Annotated in this window: 21 protein-coding genes; 17 read left to right on the forward strand and 4 right to left on the reverse strand. The window is 75.7% G+C overall.

What is annotated here, in order from left to right; all coding sequences use genetic code 11:
- Nucleotides 1-2: 2 nt before the first annotated feature.
- Nucleotides 3-1463, reverse strand: a complete 1461-nt coding sequence (locus Sdi02f_RS08375) for a bifunctional ADP-dependent NAD(P)H-hydrate dehydratase/NAD(P)H-hydrate epimerase (RefSeq protein ID WP_055467475.1) — start codon at nucleotides 1461-1463, stop codon at nucleotides 3-5.
- 177 nt (nucleotides 1464-1640) lie between these two features.
- On the opposite strand from Sdi02f_RS08375, the gene Sdi02f_RS08380 reads away from it, so the two are divergent.
- Nucleotides 1641-2267 (forward strand): helix-turn-helix domain-containing protein, encoded by a 627-nt coding sequence (locus tag Sdi02f_RS08380; protein ID WP_108933020.1) that lies wholly within the window; start codon nucleotides 1641-1643, stop codon nucleotides 2265-2267.
- A gap of 26 nt (nucleotides 2268-2293) precedes the next feature.
- Here the strand turns inward: Sdi02f_RS08380 and Sdi02f_RS08385 are convergent, their stop codons facing one another.
- On the reverse strand, nucleotides 2294-2665 hold the full coding sequence (locus Sdi02f_RS08385; protein WP_030400245.1) for a holo-ACP synthase: 372 nt from the start codon (nucleotides 2663-2665) through the stop codon (nucleotides 2294-2296).
- A 72-nt stretch (nucleotides 2666-2737) separates the two neighbouring features.
- Between Sdi02f_RS08385 and alr the strand changes: the two genes are divergently transcribed.
- The 4 genes from alr to Sdi02f_RS08405 all read left to right on the forward strand — a co-directional run bounded on the left by alr (nucleotide 2738) and on the right by Sdi02f_RS08405 (nucleotide 6127).
- Nucleotides 2738-3907, forward strand: coding sequence for an alanine racemase (gene alr, locus Sdi02f_RS08390; protein WP_030400246.1), 1170 nt, complete (start codon nucleotides 2738-2740; stop codon nucleotides 3905-3907).
- A gap of 94 nt (nucleotides 3908-4001) precedes the next feature.
- Nucleotides 4002-5246 carry an alpha/beta fold hydrolase gene (locus Sdi02f_RS08395; RefSeq protein ID WP_167458141.1) on the forward strand — a complete coding sequence of 415 codons (1245 nt, stop codon included), beginning with the start codon at nucleotides 4002-4004 and terminating at the stop codon, nucleotides 5244-5246.
- On the forward strand, nucleotides 5215-5736 hold the full coding sequence (tsaE, locus tag Sdi02f_RS08400) for a tRNA (adenosine(37)-N6)-threonylcarbamoyltransferase complex ATPase subunit type 1 TsaE (RefSeq protein WP_030400248.1): 522 nt from the start codon (nucleotides 5215-5217) through the stop codon (nucleotides 5734-5736). Before Sdi02f_RS08395 ends, tsaE begins: the two co-directional genes overlap by 32 nt.
- Before the next feature lie 145 nt (nucleotides 5737-5881).
- Nucleotides 5882-6127, forward strand: a complete 246-nt coding sequence (locus tag Sdi02f_RS08405) for a hypothetical protein (RefSeq protein WP_167458137.1) — start codon at nucleotides 5882-5884, stop codon at nucleotides 6125-6127.
- A 72-nt stretch (nucleotides 6128-6199) separates the two neighbouring features.
- On the opposite strand, the gene Sdi02f_RS08410 is transcribed toward Sdi02f_RS08405, so the two are convergent.
- Nucleotides 6200-6754, reverse strand: a complete 555-nt coding sequence (locus Sdi02f_RS08410; protein WP_031185287.1) for a hypothetical protein — start codon at nucleotides 6752-6754, stop codon at nucleotides 6200-6202.
- A gap of 237 nt (nucleotides 6755-6991) precedes the next feature.
- Between Sdi02f_RS08410 and tsaB the strand changes: the two genes are divergently transcribed.
- From tsaB to Sdi02f_RS08475, 12 genes are all read left to right on the forward strand, one after another.
- The gene (tsaB, locus tag Sdi02f_RS08420) at nucleotides 6992-7645 is read left to right on the forward strand and encodes a tRNA (adenosine(37)-N6)-threonylcarbamoyltransferase complex dimerization subunit type 1 TsaB (protein ID WP_108933023.1); all 654 of its coding nucleotides are present in this window, start codon (nucleotides 6992-6994) and stop codon (nucleotides 7643-7645) included.
- Between the two features lie 44 nt (nucleotides 7646-7689).
- Nucleotides 7690-8175 (forward strand): ribosomal protein S18-alanine N-acetyltransferase, encoded by a 486-nt coding sequence (rimI, locus tag Sdi02f_RS08425; protein ID WP_051783254.1) that lies wholly within the window; start codon nucleotides 7690-7692, stop codon nucleotides 8173-8175.
- A complete protein-coding gene (tsaD, locus tag Sdi02f_RS08430; protein ID WP_108933024.1) occupies nucleotides 8168-9301 on the forward strand; it encodes a tRNA (adenosine(37)-N6)-threonylcarbamoyltransferase complex transferase subunit TsaD in 1134 nt (377 codons plus the stop codon). The genes rimI and tsaD overlap by 8 nt, the downstream gene beginning before the upstream one ends.
- Complete coding sequence (locus tag Sdi02f_RS08435) at nucleotides 9298-9552, forward strand: hypothetical protein (protein ID WP_030400253.1); 255 nt, start codon at nucleotides 9298-9300, stop codon at nucleotides 9550-9552. Before tsaD ends, Sdi02f_RS08435 begins: the two co-directional genes overlap by 4 nt.
- A gap of 114 nt (nucleotides 9553-9666) precedes the next feature.
- The gene (locus Sdi02f_RS08440; protein WP_031083253.1) at nucleotides 9667-10065 is read left to right on the forward strand and encodes a CU044_2847 family protein; all 399 of its coding nucleotides are present in this window, start codon (nucleotides 9667-9669) and stop codon (nucleotides 10063-10065) included.
- 3 nt (nucleotides 10066-10068) lie between these two features.
- Entirely contained in the window at nucleotides 10069-12213 is a 2145-nt protein-coding gene (locus Sdi02f_RS08445; protein WP_108933025.1) for a VMAP-C domain-containing protein, read from the forward strand.
- On the forward strand, nucleotides 12210-13160 hold the full coding sequence (locus tag Sdi02f_RS08450) for an AAA family ATPase (protein ID WP_030400256.1): 951 nt from the start codon (nucleotides 12210-12212) through the stop codon (nucleotides 13158-13160). Before Sdi02f_RS08445 ends, Sdi02f_RS08450 begins: the two co-directional genes overlap by 4 nt.
- A gap of 2 nt (nucleotides 13161-13162) precedes the next feature.
- The gene (locus Sdi02f_RS08455; protein WP_159107639.1) at nucleotides 13163-16507 is read left to right on the forward strand and encodes an SAV_2336 N-terminal domain-related protein; all 3345 of its coding nucleotides are present in this window, start codon (nucleotides 13163-13165) and stop codon (nucleotides 16505-16507) included.
- A gap of 95 nt (nucleotides 16508-16602) precedes the next feature.
- Entirely contained in the window at nucleotides 16603-17655 is a 1053-nt protein-coding gene (locus tag Sdi02f_RS08460) for a LacI family DNA-binding transcriptional regulator (protein WP_030400258.1), read from the forward strand.
- A gap of 149 nt (nucleotides 17656-17804) precedes the next feature.
- Nucleotides 17805-18842 (forward strand): LCP family protein, encoded by a 1038-nt coding sequence (locus Sdi02f_RS08465; protein WP_031083237.1) that lies wholly within the window; start codon nucleotides 17805-17807, stop codon nucleotides 18840-18842.
- Nucleotides 18843-18970: 128 nt separating this feature from the next.
- Nucleotides 18971-19324, forward strand: coding sequence for a YciI family protein (locus tag Sdi02f_RS08470; RefSeq protein WP_031083235.1), 354 nt, complete (start codon nucleotides 18971-18973; stop codon nucleotides 19322-19324).
- 59 nt (nucleotides 19325-19383) lie between these two features.
- Complete coding sequence (locus Sdi02f_RS08475) at nucleotides 19384-20643, forward strand: RNA polymerase sigma factor (RefSeq protein ID WP_108933027.1); 1260 nt, start codon at nucleotides 19384-19386, stop codon at nucleotides 20641-20643.
- Here the strand turns inward: Sdi02f_RS08475 and Sdi02f_RS08480 are convergent.
- Nucleotides 20640-21824 (reverse strand): THUMP-like domain-containing protein, encoded by a 1185-nt coding sequence (locus Sdi02f_RS08480; RefSeq protein WP_030400262.1) that lies wholly within the window; start codon nucleotides 21822-21824, stop codon nucleotides 20640-20642. The two genes, Sdi02f_RS08475 and Sdi02f_RS08480, sit on opposite strands and share 4 nt — an antisense overlap.
- Between the last annotated feature and the right edge of the window lie 57 nt (nucleotides 21825-21881).

Consider the following 21881-nt stretch of genomic DNA (forward strand, 5'->3'; position numbering starts at 1 on the left):
GATCACCGCCCCCGTACGTCCCGCCAGGCCCGCGGGACCGCCTCCGCCACGTCGTGCGCGCCCGCCGGTGCGCCCCGTGCCGCGAAGCGGCCCGCGAGGCCGTGGAGGTACGCGCCCGCGCTGCCCGCGTCCACCGCCGACAGGCCCGCCGCGAGCAGCGAACCCGCCAGGCCGGACAGCACGTCCCCGCTCCCGGCCGTGGCGAGCCACGACGTCCCCGTCGCGTTGACCCGGACGGGGCCGCCCCGCGCGGCGGCCACCAGCGTCGTCGAACCCTTCAGCAACACCGTCGCCCCGTACCGCGCCGCCAGCTCGCGCACCGCGGCCAGCCGCGCGCCCTCGACCTCCTCCCGGCCCACCCCGAGCAGCGCCGCCGCCTCCCCGGCGTGCGGGGTCATCAGCGTCGGTGCCCTGCGCGCCCGTACGGCGTCCGCGTCGGCCAGCCTGAGGCCGTCCGCGTCGATCAGCACCGGGACCTCGGCCGCCAGCACCTGGTCCACCGTCGCCGCGTCGTCACCGGCGCCCGGCCCGACCACCCACGCCTGCACCCGCCCCGCGTGCTCCGGACCCCGGTCGGAGACCAGCGTCTCGGGGAAGCGGGCGATCACCGCGTCCCCCGCCGGACCGACGTACCGCACCGCCCCGGCCCCGCCCCGCAGCGCGCCCGAGACGGCCAGTACGGCCGCGCCGGGGTAGCGGGCCGAGCCGGCGGCGATGCCCACGACCCCGCGCCGGTACTTGTCGCTCTCGGCCGCGGGCACCGGCAGCAGCCGGGCCACGTCCGCGTGCTGCAATGCCTCCAGCTCCGCCGCCTCGGCGGGCAGCGGCAGGCCGATGTCCACCAGGCGCACCGACCCGGCGTACTCCCGCGCCGGATCGATCAGCAGCCCCGGCTTGTGCGCCCCGAACGTCACCGTCAGGTCGGCCCGCACCGCGTCCCCCCGCACCCGGCCGGTGTCCGCGTCGATCCCGCTCGGCAGGTCGACGGCGACCACGGCGGCCCGGGAGCGTGCGGCCGCGTCCGCCAGCGGCACGGCCTCCTCGCGCAGCCCGCCCCTGCCGCCGATCCCGACGATGCCGTCGAGGACCAGGTCGGCCCGCGCGATCCGCTCCGACGCCGCGTCCGGCTCCGCCCCGGCCCCCAGTGTCCGTCCGCCCGCCCGTCGCAGCGCCTCCAGCCCTCCGCCGTGCGCCCGCTCCGGCGCCAGCAGCACCGCCGTCACGCCCGCGCCCCGCCGGGCCAGCCGCGCGCCCGCGTACAGGGCGTCGCCGCCGTTGTCGCCGCTGCCGACCAGCAGCACCACCCGGCTGCCGTAGACCCGCCCGGCCACTCGGCCCAGCACCTCCGCGCAGGCGGCGGCCAGCCCCGCCGCCGCCCGTTGCATCAGCGCCCCCTCCGGCAGCCGTGCCATCAGCTCCCGTTCGGCGTTCCTGACCGTCTCCACGCTGTACGCAGTCCGCATGCCGTCGAGTCTTCCCCGTACGCCCGGAACACGCACGGCCCGCCCCGTCGGCGACTCCCCCCACCCGGCCTCGTCACCGTCCGACGCCCGCACCGGCCGTCCCGGCCCGCAACGCTCCCGACCCCCGGCCCCGGCCCGCCGTCCGCGGGGACGCGCGGGATGGGGGACAGTTGTCCCATGAGCGGCGGTGACGACGAGACGGTGCGGGTGATGGCCTCGCTCGGGGCCCGCCTGCGCGCCATCCGGCAGGCCCGCGGGCTCACCCTGGCCCGGCTCGCCGCCGTCACCGGCATCTCCGTGAGCACCCTGTCCCGGCTGGAGTCCGGGCAGCGCGAGCCGGGGCTGCGGCACCTGCTGCCGCTGGCCCGGGCGCACCGGCTGCCCCTGGACGACCTCGTCGGCTCGCGCACCGGCGACCCCCGCGTCCACCCCCGCCCCTTCACCCGGCACGGACAGACCTGGGTCCCGCTCACCCGGAACCCCAACGACGGGCTGCACGCCTACAAGCAGATCCTCCCCGCCCCGGCCGCCCCGCGGAACGAGTGGACCGCGCGCCCGGAGCAGGGGACGCACGAGGGCCACGAATGGCTCTACGTCCTGTCCGGCAAGCTGCTCCTCGCCCTCGGCGAGCACGACCTCGTCCTGACGGCCGGGCAGACGGCGGAGTTCGACACCCGCGTCCCGCACGGCATCGCCAACGCCGGCGACGAGCCCGTCGAGTGGCTCGCCCTCTACGGCGCCCAGGGCGAGCGCATGCACATCCGCGTCCGGCCGGCCACCGACGCGGCGTCCGGCCCCCCGTGAGCGCCGGCACGCCCCGGCCGTCGGCGTCAGCCCTCCGCGATCACCACCGCCGACGCGATCCCCGCGTCGTGGCTCAGCGACACGTGCCACGACGCCACGCCCAGCTCCGCGGCCCGCGCCGCCACCGTCCCCGTCACCCGCAGCCGGGGCCGCCCGCTGTCCTCGACGTACACCTCGGCGTCCGTCCACAGCAGCCCCGCCGGTGCGCCCAGCGCCTTGGCCAGCGCCTCCTTCGCCGCGAAGCGGGCGGCGAGCGAGGCGACGCCCCGGCGCCCGCCGCCGGGCAGCAGCAGCTCGCTCTCCAGGAACAGCCGCCCGGCCAGGGCCGGTGTGCGCTCCAGCGACGCCCCGAACCGCTCGACCTCGGCCACGTCGATCCCGACCCCGATGATGCTCATGCCGGGAACCCTAGTCATCCCCGGGCGGCGCCGGGCGGGGGCGGCCCCGTGCTCTGAGAGACTGGGGGAACGATGAGCGAGACACCTGCCCGGCCGGACGCGGCTCTGCGCGCCCGGGCCGAGATCGACCTGGCCGCCCTGCGGGCCAACGTCCGCGCCCTGCGCGAACGGGCCCCCGGGGCGGCTCTCATGGCCGTCGTCAAGGCGGACGCCTACGGCCACGGCGCGATCCCCTGCGCCCGCGCCGCCGTCGAGGCCGGCGCGACCTGGCTCGGCACGGCCACCCCGCAGGAGGCCCTCGCCCTGCGCTCGGCGGCGGCCGGGCTGCCGGACGACGTACGGATCATGTGCTGGCTGTGGACGCCCGGCGGGCCCTGGCGGGAGGCGGTCGAGGCCCGTCTCGACGTGTCGGTGAGCGCCCCGTGGGCCCTGACGGAGGTCGTCGAGGCGGCACGGGCGGCCGGAGTGCCCGCCCGCGTGCAGCTCAAGGCCGACACCGGCCTCGGACGCAACGGCTGCCAGCCCGGCGCCGACTGGGACGAACTGGTCGCGGCCGCGCTGCGGGCCGAGGCGGAGGGCCTGCTGCGGGTCACCGGACTCTGGTCCCACTTCGCCCGCGCCGACGAACCCGGCCACCCCTCCATCGCCGCCCAGCTCACCCGCTTCCGGGAGATGACGGCCCAGGCCGAGCGGCAGGGCCTGCGCCCCGAGGTGCGGCACATCGCCAACTCGCCGGCCACCCTCACCCTGCCCGACACCCACTTCGACCTCGTACGCCCCGGCATCGCGATGTACGGCGTCTCGCCCAGCCCCGAGATCGGCACCCCCGCCGACTTCGGGCTGCGCCCCGTGATGACGCTGGCCGCCTCCCTGGCCCTGGTCAAGCAGGTCCCCGGCGGCCACGGCGTCAGCTACGGGCACCACTACACCACCCCGGGCGAGACCACCCTCGGCCTCGTCCCGCTCGGCTACGCGGACGGCATCCCGCGCCACGCCTCCTCCACCGGCCCCGTCCTGGTCGACGGCAAGTGGCGCACGGTCGCGGGGCGGATCGCGATGGACCAGTTCGTCGTCGACCTGGGCGGGGACCGGCCCGGGCCCGGCGCCGAGGCCGTGCTGTTCGGCCCCGGCGACCGCGGCGAGCCCACCGCCGAGGACTGGGCCCAGGCGGCGGGCACCATCGCGTACGAGATCGTCACCCGGATCGGAAGCCGCGTCCCGCGCGTCTACGTCAACGAGTGACGGGTCGCGGCGACCGCACGTCCAGGTGAAACGGTGATCGGCGGCGGGCAGGCGCACAGCGGCCCGGCGCATCCGGCGGAGAGGAGCCGTGCACGTGAGCGAGAGCAGCGGGGAGGCCGTGGCGGCGGCCGTCGCCTCCGCCACGGAGGCCGGCGGCTGGCGCCGGGCGACCGGCATCGCCGGGGTCGCGATAGGCGTGGTCGCGGCGGGTGCCGCGGCCGGAGTGGCGATAGAGCGGCTCACCGTCGGCCGCGGGATGCGCCAGAAGGCCCGCCTCGCCCTCGACTCGGCGGGCCCGTACGGCGGACTGCGCGGCACCCCCGGCACGGCGTACGCCGAGGACGGCACCGCGCTGTACTACGAGGTCGACGACCTCGACCCGGAGACCGGGGCCGAGGCCGACCGCGCCCCGCGCCGCAGGCGGCTGTTCGGCCGCAGGACGCCCGCGCCGGTCACCGTCGTCTTCAGCCACGGCTACTGCCTCAACCAGGACTCCTGGCACTTCCAGCGCGCGGCCCTCAGGGGCGTGGTCCGCACCGTCCACTGGGACCAGCGCAGCCACGGCCGGTCCGGACGGGGCGTGACCCAGACCCGGGACGGCAGGCCGGTCAGCATCGACGAGCTGGGCCGCGACCTGAAGGCCGTCATCGACGCCGCCGCGCCCGAGGGGCCGCTGGTGCTGGCCGGGCACTCCATGGGCGGCATGACCGTGATGGCCCTGGCCGACGCCTTCCCCGACCTGGTCCGCGAGCGCGTCGTCGGCGTCGCCCTCGTCGGCACGTCCTCCGGGCGGCTCGGCGAGGTCAACTTCGGGCTGCCGTCGGCCGGTGTCGAGGCGGTGCGGCGGGTGCTGCCGGGCGTGCTTCGGGCGCTCGGGCAGCGGGCCGAGCTGGTGGAGCGGGGGCGGCGGGCGACGGCCGACCTGTTCGCCGGGATCATCAAGCGGTACTCGTTCGCGTCCCGGGACGTCGATCCCGCCGTGGCCCGGTTCGCCGAGCGGATGATCGAGTCGACGCCGATCGACGTCGTCGCCGAGTACTACCCGGCCTTCAACGACCACGACAAGACCGCGGCCCTCGCCCACTTCGCGGACCTGCCCGTGCTCGTGCTGGCCGGGGTGCGGGACCTGGTGACGCCGAGCGAGCACAGCGAGGCCGTCGCCCGCCTGCTGCCGGACGCGGAACTGGTGCTGGTGCCCGACGCCGGGCACCTGGTGATGCTGGAGCACCCCGAGCTGGTCACCGACCGCCTCGCCGATCTGCTCGCCCGCGCGGGCGCGGTGCCCGCAGCGACTACCGTGGACGGCTATGGAAGCACCAGCAGCACAGGGCCCGGCTGAGCCCGCCCCCGCCGTCGAGATCACCGTCACCTCCCCGGAGCAGATGCGGGAACTGGGCCGCAGGCTCGCCAAACTGCTGCGCGCCGGTGACCTGGTCATGCTCAGCGGCGAGCTGGGCGCCGGCAAGACGACGCTGACCCGGGGCCTCGGTGAGGGCCTGGGCGTGCGCGGCGCCGTCACCTCCCCGACCTTCGTGATCGCCCGCGTGCACCCCTCGCTCGGTGACGGGCCGCCGCTCGTCCACGTGGACGCCTACCGGCTGTCCGGCGGACTGGACGAGATGGAGGACCTCGACCTCGACGTCTCCCTGCCCGACTCGGTGATCGTGGTCGAGTGGGGCGAGGGCAAGGTCGAGGAGCTGACCGAGGACCGGCTGCGGGTCCGGATCGACCGCGCCGTCGGCGACACCACCGACGAGGTACGGCACGTGACCGTGACCGGGCTCGGCGAGCGGTGGGCCACGGCCGACGTGAGCGTCCTCGCCGGCTGAACGGCCCCGGCGCCCGTCCGTGCGGGATGTTCCGACAAAGCGTCGGCAAAAGATTGCGTTCGGGGTCTTGCCCGTGGTCACATGGTACTCAGCTCGTAGTTAGGCATGCCTTACTGCGCCCGCCCCCGAGCTTCAGGAGGCGTCCATGTCGTCCATGTCCCAGGCCCGGCCGCAGGGCCGTCCGCGGCCCGAGCCGCCCGTGTCCGCCGGGGTGCCGATGCGCGACCTGCTCGCCTCCTGCGCCGCCGCGAAGGCGGTCTCGACGCCGCCCCGCGCCCCCGAGCCGGAGACCCGCCGGCCGCTCCGCGACCGGCACGGGCACCTCGACGGTCATGACGGCAATGACGGTCATGGCGGCCACGACGGCCGTGACCACCGCGAGGCGGCCTGACCGCCGCGCCCGCGCCCGGCATGCGTGTGTCCACGCGCGCCGGGCGTTCGCCCGCCGTGCGTCCGCGGTCCGTCAGCGCACGACGACGACCGGGCGTCCGATCGTCGCGAACTCCCACATCGCGTCCCCGTCCGCGCGTGACTCGCGGATGCCGCCGGTGGGCCGGTCCGGGTCGGGCTTGGCGGCCGCGTCGTCGACCGCCGCGCTGAACCCGACGGCCACGCCCCCGGCGCTGGTGAAGCGCACCACGTGCTCGACCAGGACGCCGTCGGACCCGGTGATCCGGCTGGACCGGGACGTGACCGTGTAGGCGCCCGGCGCCGGGTCGACCGAGCCGGGGGTCACCGCGAAGGTGTGCCGCACCTTGTTCCCGGGGCCGACCAGCCACACGCGGTCGTCGTCCACCGAGTACACCACCCGTTCACCCGTCCCGGACCCCGCGGGAAGCGCGTCCGGGTGCCGCCGGTCGCGCGGGGCCTTGACGGCGCCCGGGGCGGGGCTGACGGTCGCGTGGGCCGGGCCGAGGTCGGCCGGGGCGGTGACGGAGGCCTGGTGGGCCAGGACGCCGATCGTCACGAAGGCCGCCGCGACGAGGCCGGTGACGATACCGGCGCTGCTGCTTGCCACGGGCGACCACCTCGTCGTCGTACTTGTGCGTGCTGCGTGCTGCGTGCTGCGTGTTGCGTGCTGCGTGCTGCGTGCTGCGTAACGCGTGCCGCGTTCTGTCTACCGGGGCGACGGTAGCAGTAGGTGAGCGGGTGAACACGGTGTGCGACACGTGGTGGCTGCTCGGAGCGGCCGGGCGCGCCCGGGGTCGTCCCCGGGGCGTCCGGTGCGGGCCGTGGGGCGCCGTAGGCTGTTTGCGTGCTCTTGCTCGCTCTGGATACCGCCACGCCCGCCGTGACCGTCGCGCTGCACGACGGTACGGACGTCATCGCCTCGTCGAGCCAGGTGGACGCCCGCCGCCACGGTGAGCTGCTGCTGCCCGCCGTCGACCGGGTGCTCACCGAGGCCGGCCTGCGGCTCGACGCCGTCACCGGCATCGTCGCCGGCACCGGCCCCGGCCCGTACACGGGGCTGCGCGTCGGCCTGATGACCGCGGACGCCTTCGGGCTCGCGCTCGGGGTGCCCGTGCACGGTGTGTGCACGCTGGACGGCCTCGCGTTCGCCGCCGACCTGGAGGGTCCCTTCGTGGTGGCGACCGACGCCCGCCGCAAGGAGGTCTACTGGGCGCGGTACGCCGACTCCCGCACCCGCCTCACCGACCCGGCCGTCGACCGGCCCGCCGACATCGCCGGGCAGGTGGCCGGGCTCCCGGCGGTCGGCGCGGGCGCGCTGCTCTACCCGGACACCTTCCCCCGGGCCCACGAACCGGAGCACGTGTCCGCCGCCGCGCTGGCCCGGCTGGCCGCCGAGAAGCTCGCGGTGGGGGAGGAGCTGCCCGCCCCCCGGCCGCTGTACCTGCGCCGGCCCGACGCCCAGGTCCCCAAGAACTACAAGGTGGTCACCCCCAAGTGACCGAGCCAGCCACCGCCGAGCCCGCACCCGCCGTGCTGCGCGAGATGCGCTGGTGGGACATCGACCCCGTGCTCCGCATGGAGCGGGAGCTGTTCCCGGAGGACGCCTGGTCGCGGGGGATGTTCTGGTCCGAGCTGGCGCACGCGCGCGGCCCCGGGGCGACCCGGCGCTACCTCGTCGCCGAGGAGGACGGCCACGTCGTCGGCTACGCGGGCCTGGTCACCTCCGGCGAGCAGGCCGACGTGCAGACCATCGCCGTCGCCCGCGACCACTGGGGGACCGGTCTCGGGGCGCGGCTGCTGACCGAGCTGCTGCGGGCCGCGACCGCCTTCGAGTGCACCGAGGTGCTGCTCGAGTGCCGGGTGGACAACACCAGGGCCCAGCGGCTGTACGAGCGCTTCGGCTTCGAGCCCATCGGCTTCAGACGCGGCTACTACCAGCCGGGGAACGTGGACGCCCTGGTGATGCGCCTGACCGACCCGTCCACCTCCGTACCGGGAACCGAACGAGGAACCGACCACCATGGCTGACTCACGCGACGAGCCCCTCGTCCTCGGGATCGAGACCTCCTGCGACGAGACCGGCGTCGGTGTCGTCCGCGGCACCACCCTGCTGGCCGACGCCGTCGCGTCCAGCGTCGACGAGCACGCGCGCTTCGGCGGCGTCGTCCCCGAGGTGGCCAGCCGCGCCCACCTGGAGGCGATGGTCCCCACCATCGACCGCGCCCTCAAGGAGGCGGGGGTGAGTCCCCGCGACCTCGACGGCATCGCCGTCACCGCGGGACCCGGCCTGGCGGGCGCGCTGCTGGTCGGCGTCTCGGCGGCCAAGGCGTACGCCTACGCGCTCGGCAAGCCCCTGTACGGCGTCAACCACCTCGCCTCGCACATCTGCGTCGACCAGCTCGAACACGGCGCGCTGCCCGAGCCGACGATGGCGCTGCTGGTCTCCGGCGGGCACTCCTCCCTGCTCCTGTCCATGGACATCACCTCCGACGTCCGTCCGCTGGGCGCCACCATCGACGACGCGGCCGGCGAGGCCTTCGACAAGATCGCCCGCGTGCTGAACCTGGGCTTCCCCGGCGGCCCGGTCATCGACCGGTACGCGCGCGAGGGCGACCCGGACGCGATCGCCTTCCCGCGCGGTCTGACCGGCCCGCGCGACCCCGCGTACGACTTCTCCTTCTCCGGCCTGAAGACGGCCGTGGCCCGCTGGATCGAGGCGAAGCGGGCGGCGGGGGAGGAGGTGCCGGTGCGCGACGTGTCGGCCTCCTTCCAGGAGGCGGTCGTGGACGTGCTGACCCGCAAGGCGGTGCGGGCCTGCAAGGACGAGGGCGTCGACCACCTGATGATCGGCGGCGGCGTGGCCGCCAACTCCCGGCTGCGGGCCCTGGCCCAGGAGCGTTGCGAGGCGGCCGGCATCCGGCTGCGGGTACCGCGCCCCAAGCTGTGCACGGACAACGGCGCGATGGTGGCCGCCCTCGGCGCCGAGATGGTCGCCCGGAACCGGGCCGCCTCCGACTGGGACCTGTCGGCCGACTCCTCCCTCCCGGTGACGGACCCGCACGTGCCGGGACAGGGGCACCCGCACGGCCACGGCCACGGCCACCACGGTCACGACCACGTGCACGAGGTCAGCAAGGAGAACCTGTACTCGTGACCGTCGCGCTGATGTGGGAGGCACGGGCGGTTCCCGGCCGGGGCGGGGAACTGCTGGCCTGGGCACGGGCGCAGCCGCTCGCCGGCGCCCCGGTCCGCCGCGAGACCCTCCGGGCCCCGCAGGACCGCGTCCTCGTCATCACCTGGTGGGACGCCGCCTACGACGCCGAACTCCCGGAGCTGCCCGAACCGGACGCGGGTCTGGTGACGCGTGCGGTCCACCGGTGGCGGTTCGAGTCCGTGGGTGAGTGACCGCGGCGGTGCGCGACCGGTACGGTGACGGATTCCGCACGCAATGCATCGATCCCGTAACCGAGTGGGGAGAGATCGCCGCCCAAGTCGCCGCCGACGACGACAATATGAGGCGTGTCCACTACACCTGACCTCACGCTAGACGACGGCAGCCCGGTCCGGTTCCTGCTCGCGCCCGCCGACGGCACGCCCGGGGCGCCGTCCGACGACGACCTGCCGGAGGGCATGGGGCGGGCGGTGCCCGTGGCGCGCGGGACGGCCTCCGTGGCCCGGTTCGCGGCCGGGGCCCTGCGCGGCGCGCTGAGCCCGCTGGGACCGCTGCTCCAGGAAGTCCACGACGCGGCCACGGCCGTGCCCGACCCGCCCACCGAACTGAGCGTCACCTTCGGCGTCCAGGTCGGCCAGGACCTCAAGCTCGGGATCGTGGGGGGCACGGGAACGGCCCACCTCACCGTCACCGCGAGCTGGAGCCCGACGGCGCCCGCGGCCGGTCCGGCAGCCACGGGGGAGTGAGGCGTGGGGTGGTTCGGGACCGCGGCGAGCGATGTCGAAGACCCCGTCCGCCACGTGGTGTCCGTACGCGGGGCCGAGAACGGCAAGATCGTGGGCGCGGGCTTCCTGCTCGGCTCCGCGACCGTGCTGACCTGCGCCCACGTCGTCAACGCCGCACTGGACAGGCCGATGCTGGAGCCGCGGTCGCCCGGCCTGGGACAGGTCGTCGTCGAGATCCTCGACGACGCCGGCGGCGCACGGCGCTTCCACGCGGGCGTGGCCCACTGGATCGCCCCGCGCACCCGGGACGGCGGGCCGGTGCCGCCGGGGACCGACGAGTGGTTCGGCGACCTCGCCGTGCTCCGGATCGCGGGCTCTCCCGGCGGCCTGCCCGCGGCGCCCCGGCTGACGGCGATGGCGTCCGGCCAGCGGGTGAAGGCCTGGCACGGCAGCGGCGAGGCGGCCACGTACGCCCGGCTGACGGTCCACGGACCCGTCGGCGCCCGCGCCTACCTGGACGGCGCGCCCACGGGGATGGCGGTGGGCCCCGGGTACAGCGGCGGCCCGCTGTGGTGCGCCACGGAGCAGGCCGTGGTCGGGCTGGTCGTCGCCCACTTCATGCCGCCGCGGGACCGGGCCACCGGCGCCGCGCTCCCGCACAGCCCCCAGCACCTGGTGCGGCGCAGCTGGGGCGTGCCCTGGCAGCGCGTCCAGGACGAACTGCGTCCCCTGGGCGTCCTGGAGGACGAGGCGCCCGCCGCACCCGACCCCGACGATCCCGCCCTCCTGCTGCTGACGGAGGCGATCGAGGACGCCTTCCCCTCGTCGAGCAGCCTCGTGGCCGGTGCGCAGCGGCTGGCCCGGGCCTGCGGCGTCACGTACGGCAGCGACGTGGTCCCGCCCACGCCGGAGGAGTTCGCGCTGTTCCTGCTCAGCCACCCGCGGGCCCTGGCGGCGCTGTCCGGCACCCTGCGGCGCGGCGCCCCCCAGGACGCCGACCGCGTGCTGGCCGCCGGCGGACTCTCGCACATCCCCAAGCTGCTGTCCCCGCAGGAGCACACCGCCCTGCGCGGACACCTGCGCACGATGCCGGCCGAGGTGCTCGCCCGGTTCCCGGAGGCGGTCCGCGCCGCCCTCCCGCACCTGGCGGCGCTGCCCGGCGGGGAGAGCGCGGAGGCGCTGCTCGACCACCTGGAGACGCTGCCCGGCGACGGCCGCGCACCCAGCGGCGAACGCCGGGTCCCCGCGCTGCTGCGGGTGATGGAGTACGTCGCCGCGCTGTGCGGTCCCCGCCGGGCCGCCCTGCGGCTGTGGTCGGACGGAGTGGCGGCCCGGCTCGGCATCGAGCGCGCCGCCCTCGGCGAACGCCGCTTCGACGCCCAGGAGTGGGCGCGGTCCCTGCGCGCCCGCGTCCTCCGCGTCCGCGTCCTGGTCCAGGTGAACCCCGCGGGGCAGGGCCGCCACCGGCTGCGCATCTGGTGCGACGAGGGCGCCGGACCGCGGCAGGTCTCCACCGACAGCGTGCGCTCGTACTCCGCGCCGGAGGCGGCCCGCGAGGTCCTGCGCGTGCTGGACTCCCTCACCCCGCCCGCCGAGGACGAACGGCCTCCCCTCGTCGAGGTGCTGGTGGACCGCGCCGGGCTCAACCTGCCCGTCGACGAGTGGACCGTCCGGGATCCGGACGCGCTGGTGCCCGGGGTGCTCGGCGTGGAGTTCCCGCTGGTGGTGCACTGTCCCGAACTCCTGCGCCGGCACGGACGGTTCATGTCCCACTGGCGCAGCCGCTGGAACCGGCTCGACTCGGGCAAGACCTTCGTGGTCTCCGAGGCCATGGACCGGGACACCATCTACTCCCGGCTGGTCAACCAACTGGACACCGTGCGCGTCTGTGTGGACGTACCGCCCGGCCCGCGGGACGGCATCGTGCAGACCTGCCTCGCCCTGGGCATACCGGTAGTGGTGTGGGACCGGGGCCGGGACGGTGCCGCGCACACCGTCCGCCACATGGCTCAGGTGGCCACCCGCGAACTGCCCGACGGTGTGCGCGACTACCGCGCGGGTGCCAAGGCCAGCCCGCCCGACTACCCCGGCCGTCCGGTCCTCGCCTGGGCGGACGCCGACCGCACCGTGCCCCGTCTGCGCCTGACCGAACCCCAGGAGAGCTCATGACCTCCGCTGCCGACGCCGAGTGGCGCCTCTTCCGCGGCGACGGCGCGCCCCGGCCCGTCGCCCTGCCCCCGGCACCTCCGTGGCGACGCTTCGTCCCCACCCGCTCGACGCGCCCCGAACTGCCCTACGTGATCGCCCCGCAGCACGCCGACGTCGTCAACGCCGCGCTGCACCTGCGCCGTCCGCTGCTGGTGACCGGGCCGGCCGGTACCGGCAAGTCCTCCCTGGCCCGGGCCGTCGCCCACGAACTGAGCCTGGGCGAACTGCTGCGCTGGCCCGTCAACAGCCGCTCCACCGTCAAGGACGCGCTCTACCAGTACGACGCGATCGGCCGGCTGCGCGAGACCACCCTCAGCCGGGACCGCGGCGAGGTCGAACCGTCCATCGGCACCTTCATCCGGCTCGGTCCGCTCGGCACCGCGCTGGTGCCGTCGGCCGCGCCGCGCTGCCTGCTCATCGACGAGATGGACAAGGGCGACGTCGACCTGCCCAACGACCTGCTCACCGTCTTCGAGGAGGGCTTCTTCGACATCCCCGAACTGACCCGGCTGCCCGAGGACATGGCCGACGTCGACGTCCAGACCCACGACCACCGGGGCACCGTACGGGTGCACCAGGGGCTGGTGCAGTGCGCGGAGTTCCCCGTCGTCGTCATCACCAGCAACGGCGAGCGGGACTTCCCGCCGGCGTTCCTGCGCCGCTGCCTGCGCCTGGACCTGCCGCTGCCCGACGAGGAGCGGTTGCGCACCATCGTCGTCGCGCACCTCGGCGAGGAGGCCATGCGGGAGGCGGACGACCTGATCGGGGCGTTCCTGCGCCGCCGTGCCCTGGGCGAACTCGCCACCGACCAGCTCCTCAACGCGGTGTTCCTGCGCGCCGGGGGCGTCGACCTGGACGCGGAGGGCCTGCTGGACGCCGTCCTGCACCAGCTCACCGGGGCGATGTGACCGTGCCCGCCGGCGGAGAGCGGCTCGCCGAGATGCTGCGGCTCCTCGGCGCCTGCCGGGTGGACCTGGACGCCGACCAGGTCCTCGACGTGCTGTGGCTGGCCCGGCGACTGCCCGCGGGCCCCGAGGCACCCCTCCACCGGCAGGCACCCGCCCGCACCCCGGGGCCCGCGCCGTCCGACGGCCCCGGGAACCCCGAGCGGTCCGCGCCGCGACGTCCGCCGCCCGAACCCGGCGACCCGGACCTGCCCGACCTGACCAGCCCCGCCACCCTGCACGCGGGCGCCCGGACCGCCCCCGAGCCCCCGCCCCGGTTCGCCGCCACCGGCCACGAGCCCCGCAGGGCGCTGCCGGTGCGCGTGCCCGAGGAGAAGGCACTCGACGGCGAGCTGGCGCTCGGACGGTCGCTGAGGCCGTTGCGCCGCCGCCACGACAGCCGCCACCGCACGGAGATCGACGAGGACCGCACGGCCGCCCAGCTCGCCGAGACCGACCTGCCCGACGTGGTGGAGCGGCCGGTGCGGGAACGCTGGCTCAACCTCACGCTGCTCGTCGACGACGGCCTGTCGATGCTGCTCTGGCACCGGCTCGCCACCGAGCTGCGCACCCTCCTGGAACGCCTGGGGGCCTTCGCGGTCACCCGCGTCCTGGGCCTGGACACGGGCGACGCGGCGGGACCGCGCCTGCACGCACGGCCGTTCGCCCCGGCCGGTACCGAGCTGCCGCTGACCACCGTCAACGACCCCTCCGGCCGCTCCCTGCTGCTGGTCGTCAGCGACGGCATGGGCCCGGCCTGGCGCTCGGGCGCCGTACACGCGCTGCTGGCCGAGCGGGCGGCGCGCGGTCCCGTCGCGGTCCTGCACACCCTGCCGCCCGACATGTGGGAGGCCTCCGGGATCGCCGCCGAACGCTGGCAGGCCACCACCCGGCGCGTGGGCGGGGCCAACACCTCCTGGAAGGTCGTCGACCCCGTACTGCCCCCGGAGCTGAGCCGTTTCGACGACATCCCGGTCCCCGTCCTGGAACCCACCGTCGGCTCCCTCGGCGTGTGGGCCCGGCTGCTCGCCTCGCCGGGCGCCACCGTCGAGCTTCCGCTGCTGGCCAGCCCCGACCGGCACGCGGCCGTCGCCCCCGCCCGGGACCCCGGCGGCGCCCAGCACTTCCGGGACGCGGCGACCCCCGAGGCGTACCGGCTGGCCGCCCACCTCGCGGCGGTCGCCCCGCTGTCCGTGCCCGTGATGCGGCTGGTGCAGAGCGCGGTGCCCTGGGCCGCCACCACCTCCCACCTCGCGGAGGTGTTCCTCGGCGGCCTGATCCGGCCCCACCCGGCGCCCGTGTCGGGTCCGCTGCCCGCCAAGCACCGGGTCTTCGACTTCTCCGACACCTCCAAGGCCGTCCTGCTCGACGCGGTCCCGCAGGCCGAACTGCTGCGCACCGGCCGCCGGATCGGACGACGGCTGGAGGAACTCGCCGGCAACTCCCCCGACTTCCCGGCCTGGCTGCTCCATCCCGACGGCTCCGACAGCCTGCCCGGCTCCCAGCAGCCCTTCACCAGCGTCGAACGCAGGCTGCTCGCCCGGTTCGGGGTGTCCGTCGGCAGGGCGTCACCCTCCCTCGGCCGCGGCCGGGCGGGCACGGCCGGTACCGGAACCCGGACCGGCGGCGGCTTCTGGGAGCCGCTCACCGACAACGACCCGGCCCGCCTCGGCGGCTACGAGCTGCGCGGCCGCCGGCGCGGCCGGCGCACCCTGCTCTACCGGGGCGTCGACGGCCGTGGCAACGCGGCCGTCCTGAGGGTGCCGCGCCCCGACCTGCCCGCCGTCAACGCCCAGCTCGTCACGGTGGAGGCGGAGGCGCTGCGCCGCCTCCAGGGACAGCACGCGCCGGTCCTGCTCGCCACCGGGCTCCAGGACTCCCCGCCCTGGCTCGCCATGACCCCGATCGCGGACGAGGGGGACCTCGACGTCCAGCCCACCCGGCTCACGGAACTCTTCGACCGGGCCCTGACCGACGGCACCGCCCCCTTCGACACCCTGCGGGGCCTGCTGGTCTCCTGCTACCTCGCCAACGCGGTGGCCCTGTGCCACCTCAACAACCTGGTGCCCGCCGCCCTGGACGCCGACAGCGTGTACGTCCTGCGGCGCACCGTCGTCCTGGGCGACCTGTCGGACTGCGCCGTCGACGGCGCGTACCTGGGCTCGGGCGCCGCGCCCACCCGCGAGGACAACGTACGGGCGCTGGGGGAGCTGCTCCAGATCATCAGCAGCAAGGCCGGGTGGGACCTGCCGTCGCTGCCGGAGGGCATGCACCTGTGGCAGGGCGACACCTGGGAGCAGTTGCGGCGGCTGGTGCTGCGCTGCGTGGACCCGGACCCCTCCGGGCGGCCCACCGCGAGCGAGGTCGCCGAGGTCCTCGCCCGGTACGTGGCCCGCACCCGGCTCCAGCTGGCCGGCACCGGCCCGGCCGCCGAGGGGGAGAGCCGGGCCCCGCGCGGTCCGCTCGCCCCGCCCGCAGCGGACGCCGACGCCCCGCGCCCGGAGCTGCGGCTGCCGCGCTTCGGGACCGCCCGCAGGCAGGCCCTGCACCGTCTGGACCGGCTGCGGGCGCCCATGCCGCGCAGCAGGCGCCTGACGCTGATCGGCGCCTACCACTACAGCGGACGCGCCACGACCACGATGGTGCTCGGCTCCCTCCTGGCCGCGGTGCGCGGCGAGCCGGTCCTGGCCCTCGACGGGTCCCCCTCCGAGGGTTCGCTGGACGCCTTCCTCACCGGCCGCAACCCGGCCGTCGTACGGGACCTGGCGGCCCTGCCCGCCGACGTTCCCTACGAGGAGATCCGCGCCCGCACCACCCGGCTGCCCTCCGGCCTGGAGGTGGTCGCCCACCGCAGCGGGCACTTCAGCCCCAACCCGGCGCACCAGCAGGAATACGTGCGCGTCCTGGCGCAGACGGCGCACTACTACCCCTTCGTCCTCACCGACTGGGCCCCGCTGCGGCTCGACGGGTCGGCCGCCGCCGTCCTCGACCACACCGACCGGCTGATCCTGTGCTGCGGCACCGCCGACTGGTTCCTGGACGCGGCCGTGCGCGTCCTCGCCCTCGTCCGGGGCGCCGGCCGGGAGCACCTCGCGCGCACCGCCCTCGTCGTAGTCACCGACACCGGCGGGCCGTCCGGACGGGAGCTGCCGGAGTCCTTCGCCCCACGGCTGCGCGTCGAGCCCGAGCAGGTGGTGCGCGTGCCCTTCGACGGGGCCCTGCAGTCCCCGGGCTGGGAGCTGCGCAGGCTGCGTCCGGCCACCACGGAGGCGTACCTGAAGCTCGCCGACCTGGCGGCGCGCGACGACTGAGTCGCCGAATGTTTCGAATGCATCACCTAATGTTGTGACGGTCCTGAGCGGTCGACGTCTTCGTCAGAGAAGCGCGTGGGGTTACGATCGCCGCCATGACATCCCCGCAGCCTGCTGAGACTCCGACGCGAAAGCGGTCCGCGCAGACCGCGACCCTCGCCGAGATCGCGCGTGAGGCCGGTGTGTCGGCGCCGACTGTTTCGAAGGTGCTCAACGGCCGCGCCGACGTCGCCCCGTCGACCAGGGCCCGCGTCGAGGAACTGCTGCGCGTGCACGGCTACCGGCGCAGGCGGGCCGAGTCGACCCGCTCGCCCCTGATCGACCTGGTCTTCCACGAGCTGGAGAGCGCCTGGGCGATGGAGGTCATCCGGGGCGTGGAGAACGTGGCCCGGGACACCGGGCTCAGCGTCGTGCTCTCCGAGAGCGCGGGCCGCCTCACGCCCGGCCGGACCTGGGCCGACCAGGTCGCCGCCCGCCGCCCGCACGGCGTGATCCTCGTCCTGTCCGGCCTCGACGAGTCCCAGCGGGCCCTGCTCACCAGCCGCTCCATCCCGTTCGTGGTGATGGACCCGGCCGGCGACCCGGGCGCCGACGTGCCGTCCATCGGCGCGACCAACTGGCAGGGCGGGCTCGCCGCCACCCGCCACCTGGTCGACCTCGGCCACACCCGCATCGGCGCGATCAGCGGCCCCACCCGCATGATGTGCAGCCGCGCCCGCGTCGACGGCTACCGCGCCGCCCTGGAGACCGCCGGGCTGCCCGTCGACCCCGGCCTGATCGTGACCGGCGACTTCCACCACGAGGCCGGCTACCGGCAGGGCCTGGAGCTGCTGCGCCGCCCGGACCGGCCGACCGCCGTCTTCGCCGGCAACGACCTCCAGGCGCTCGGCCTGTACGAGGCGGCGCGCGAGCTGGGGCTGCGCATCCCGCAGGACCTGAGCGTGGTCGGGTTCGACGACCTGCCGGTGGCCCGCTGGGTGGGGCCGCCGCTGACGACCGTACGGCAGCCGCTGATGGAGATGGCCGAGGCGGCGGCCCGGCTGGTCCTGAACCTCGGCCGGGACGACGGCTCCCCGGCGGCGACCCGCGTGGAGCTGGCCACCAGCCTGGAGGTGCGCAGCAGCACGGCACCGCCCCGGGAGGGATGAACCGCCACGGGCCCAACCGGCCCCCTGTCTGAGAATTTCCGCAGAAACCCGGCCCACCTGTTCCGGTTTCCATAATTCGGACTTACGTTCCTTCCGGCGGGGCATCCGAGTGGGGACGCGGACGGCACGGGCGGGGCGGGGGCTGACGCATGGCGGTGCGGGGCGGGCAGGACGGCCGGGACGGCCGCCGCAAGGGGCTGAGGGCGGCCGCCCTCGCCCTGACCGCCGCGCTGCTGCTCGGCGCGGGGGCGGCGGGCTGGGCCTACTGGCACCTCAACGGCAACATCAGGAGCGTCGACATCAACGGCGCGCTCGGCGACGACCGCCCCGCCCGCCCCGCGACCGTCCCCTCCGCCTCGCCCGCCGCGTCCCCGGTGCCCACCGGCGCCCTGAACCTCCTCGTCCTCGGCTCCGACTCGCGCGGCGGCGAGGCCAACCGGGAACTCGGCGGCGGCGACAGCGGGGGCGCCCGCTCGGACACCGCGATGGTCGTCCACCTGGACGCGGGCCGCACCGCCGCCACCGTCGTCAGCATCCCGCGCGACACGCTCGTCGAGCGGCCCTCCTGCCCGCTGCCGTCCGGCGGCACGACCAGGGCGGCGAGCGGTGCGATGTTCAACACCGCCTACGAACTGGGCGGCCCGGTCTGCGCCGTCAAGACCGTCGAGTCGCTCACCGGCGTCCGCATGGACCACTACGTCGAGGTCGACTTCTCCGGCTTCGCCGACCTGGTCGACGCGCTCGGCGGGGTCACCGTCACCACGGACGTGGACATCGACGACGACAAGAGCCACCTGCACCTGGACGCCGGCACCCATCACCTCGACGGCACCGAGGCCCTCGGCCTGGCCCGCACCCGGTACGGACTGGCCGGCGGCAGCGACCTCGCCCGGATCGAGCTCCAGCACAAGCTGGTCAAGGCGCTGCTGGAGCAGGTCTCCGCCACCGACCTGCTCACCGACCCCGCCCGCCTCTACCAGGTCGCCGACGCCCTCACCGGCAGCCTCACCACCGACACCGGCCTGGACTCGCTGGGCGAGCTGATGAACCTGGGCCGCAGCCTCGGGAACCTGCACGCCGACGACGTACGCACCCTGACGATGCCGGTCCTGCCCGCGCCCTCCGACCCCAACCGGGTCGTGCCCGACGAGCCGGACGCCGGTGACCTGTGGGAATCGCTGCGCTGAGGCATCGCCGGGAAAACTCCTCGGAAAACTCCGCGGCGGGTGTCGATCCGGGGCCCGCCCGTTCGACGCAAGGGGTGAGAGGCCGGGAGGAGCCCCGGCCGCCGAACCGACCACCCCGAGGAGTCACCATGCCCCGCTACCTGTCGCTGGTCCGCATCGAGGAGACCGACGCCCCCGCCGGCCCCAGCCCCGAACTGGTGCAGCGGATGGAGAAGCTGATGGACGAGATGACCAAGGCCGGCGTCCTGCTCGACACGGCCGGTCTGACCCCGACCGCCCAGGGCACCCGCGTCCACTACGAGGGCGGCAAGATCTCCGTCACCGACGGGCCGTTCACCGAGTCCAAGGAGGTCATCGGCGGCTACGCCCTCCTCCAGGCCAAGGACCGGGCCGAGGCGGTCGAGTGGACCAAGCGCTTCCTGAAGGTGCACGAGGAGTACTGGACGGTGACCTGCGAGGTCCGGGAGCTGATGGAGGGCTGAGGCGCCGCGGGCCGGGTTCCGTTGTGCCCCGGCGGCCCCAGGGTGTTGCATGGTGGGCTGTGGAAGCGCAGCCCGCCGCGGCCCTCGAAACCGTCTTCCGGCTGGAGTCGCCCCGCGTGATCGCCGGCGTGGCCCGGCTCGTCCGGGACGTCGGCATCGCCGAGGAACTCACGCAGGACGCCCTGGTCGCCGCCCTGGAGCAGTGGCCCAGGGACGGCGTGCCCGACAACCCCGGCGCCTGGCTCATGGCCACCGCCCGCCGCCGCGCCGTCGACCTGATCCGGCGCCGGGAGACCTACGCCCGCAAGCTCGCCGAGATCGGCCGGGACCTGCCCGACTCGGCTCCCGCCCCCGAGGACCCCGCAGGCCCCGACGACATCGACGACGACCTGCTCCGGCTGGTCTTCACCGCCTGCCACCCGGTGCTGTCCGCCGAGGCCCGCATCGCCCTCACCCTGCGCCTGCTCGGCGGCCTGACCACCCCCGAGATCGCCCGCGCCCGCCTCGTCCCCGAACCCACGGTCGCGCAGCGCATCGTCCGCGCCAAACGCACCCTGGCCAGGAAGAACGTCGCCTTCGAGGTGCCGTACGGACCGGACCGCGAGGCCCGTCTCGGCTCGGTCCTCGAGGTCATCTACCTGATCTTCAACGAGGGGTACGCGGCCACCGCCGGAGACGACTGGCTCCGCCCCGCCCTGTGCGAGGACGCCCTGCGCCTGGCCCGCGTCCTCTCGGCCCTGATGCCGAAGGAACCCGAGGTCCACGGCCTGACCGCGCTGCTGGAGTTCCAGTCCTCGCGCACCGCCGCCCGCACCGGCCCCGACGGGGAGCCGGTGCTGCTGCGGGACCAGAACCGCCACCGCTGGAACCGCCTGCTCATCGCCCGCGGCGTCACCGCCCTCGGCCGGGCCCACGCCGCCACCGGCTCCGCCGCCCCGGGCCCGTACGCCCTCCAGGCCGCGATCGCCGCCTGCCACGCCACGGCCCCCGCCTACGAGGAGACCGACTGGCCGCGCATCGCCACGCTCTACGGCCTGCTCGCGGCCCGCGCCCCGTCGCCGGTCGTCGAACTCAACCGCGCGGTCGCCGTCTCGATGGCCGAGGGCCCGGCCCCCGCCCTGGCCCTCGTGGACGCCCTCGCCGCGGAACCCGCCCTGCGCGACTACCACCTGCTCCCCAGCGTGCGGGGCGACCTCCTGCTCCGCCTGGACCGGCCCGCGGAGGCCCGCGCGGAGTTCGAACGGGCGGCGGACCTGACCCGCAACGCCCGCGAACGCGCGCTCCTGCTGCGCCGGGCACGGGAGGCGCGGACCCGCTAACGCACCGGATGCCCGATCAGCATCGTCGGCGCCCCCGCGACCCGCGTCAGGAACACGGTCGCGGCGTTCGGACCCTGCGGCTTGACCTTCCTGCGCAGCTCCTCCGGCTCGACCGCCGAGCCCCGCTTCTTCACGGTCAGCGTGCCGACCCCGCGCTCGCGCAGCAGCGCCTTCAGCCTCTTGACGTGGAACGGAAGCCGGTCGGTGATCTCGTACGCCGTGGCGTACGGCGTCGGCCGCAGCCCGTCCGCGGTGACGTACGCGATCGTCGCGTCGAGCAGCCCGCCGCCGACCTGTTCGGCGACCTCGGCGACCAGGTGGGCGCGGATGACGGCGCCGTCGGGCTCGTACAGGTACCGGCCGGGCGTGCGCACCTCCGGGTCGGGCAGACCGGCGCCGGGCAGGGTGCGGGGCCCGGGGAGCAGCGTGGCGCGCACGGCCCCCGCCGGCGCCCCGGTGCCGAACCACAGCACGGCCTCCTTCACGTCCCCGCCGTCGGAGACCCACTCCGCCTCGGCGTCCTCGGGCACCGCCTCGTGCGGGATGCCCGGCGCGACCTTGAGCGCGGCGGCACGGGAGGCCGTACGGGCGGCCCCCACGGCCCAGGACAGCGGCGGCGCGTACGCCTCGGGGTCGAAGATCCGGCCGCGCCGGGAGGACCGCCGGGCGGGGTCGACGAACACGGCGTCGTATCCGGCCGTGTCCACCTCCGTCACGTCGGCCTCGCGCACCTCGATCAGGCCGGCGAGGCCGAGCGCCTCGGCGTTGGCGCGGGCCGCCTCGCAGGTCAGCGGGTCCCGGTCGACGGCGAGCACCCGGATCCCGGCCCGTGCCAGCGCGAGCGCGTCGCCGCCGATCCCGCAGCACAGGTCGGCGACGGAGGTCACGCCCAGCGCCGCGAAACGCTCCGCCCGGTACGCCGCCACGCTCGCCCGCGTCGACTGCTCGACCCCGTTGGGCGTGAAGAACATCCGCCCGGCGTCCGCCGCCCCGAACTTCGCCACCGCCCGCTGCCGCAGCCGCGCCTGCCCCAGCGCCGCCGAGACCAGCTCGGCCGGGTGCGTGCGCCGCAGCCGGGTGGCGACCGCCAACTCCTGTGCGGGGTCGGTGTCCCGCACCTCGTCGAGCAGCGCGCGGCCTTCGGGGGTGAGCAGGGTACGGAGGGAATCGACGTCGTTCACCGGGTCATTGTGGGCCAGTCGGTGGACCGTCTGCCTCCGGCGCGGTGTCGGACCGGG

Source organism: Streptomyces ardesiacus (assembly GCF_003112575.1).
In the GTDB taxonomy this organism is placed as follows: Bacteria; Actinomycetota; Actinomycetes; order Streptomycetales; family Streptomycetaceae; genus Streptomyces; species Streptomyces ardesiacus.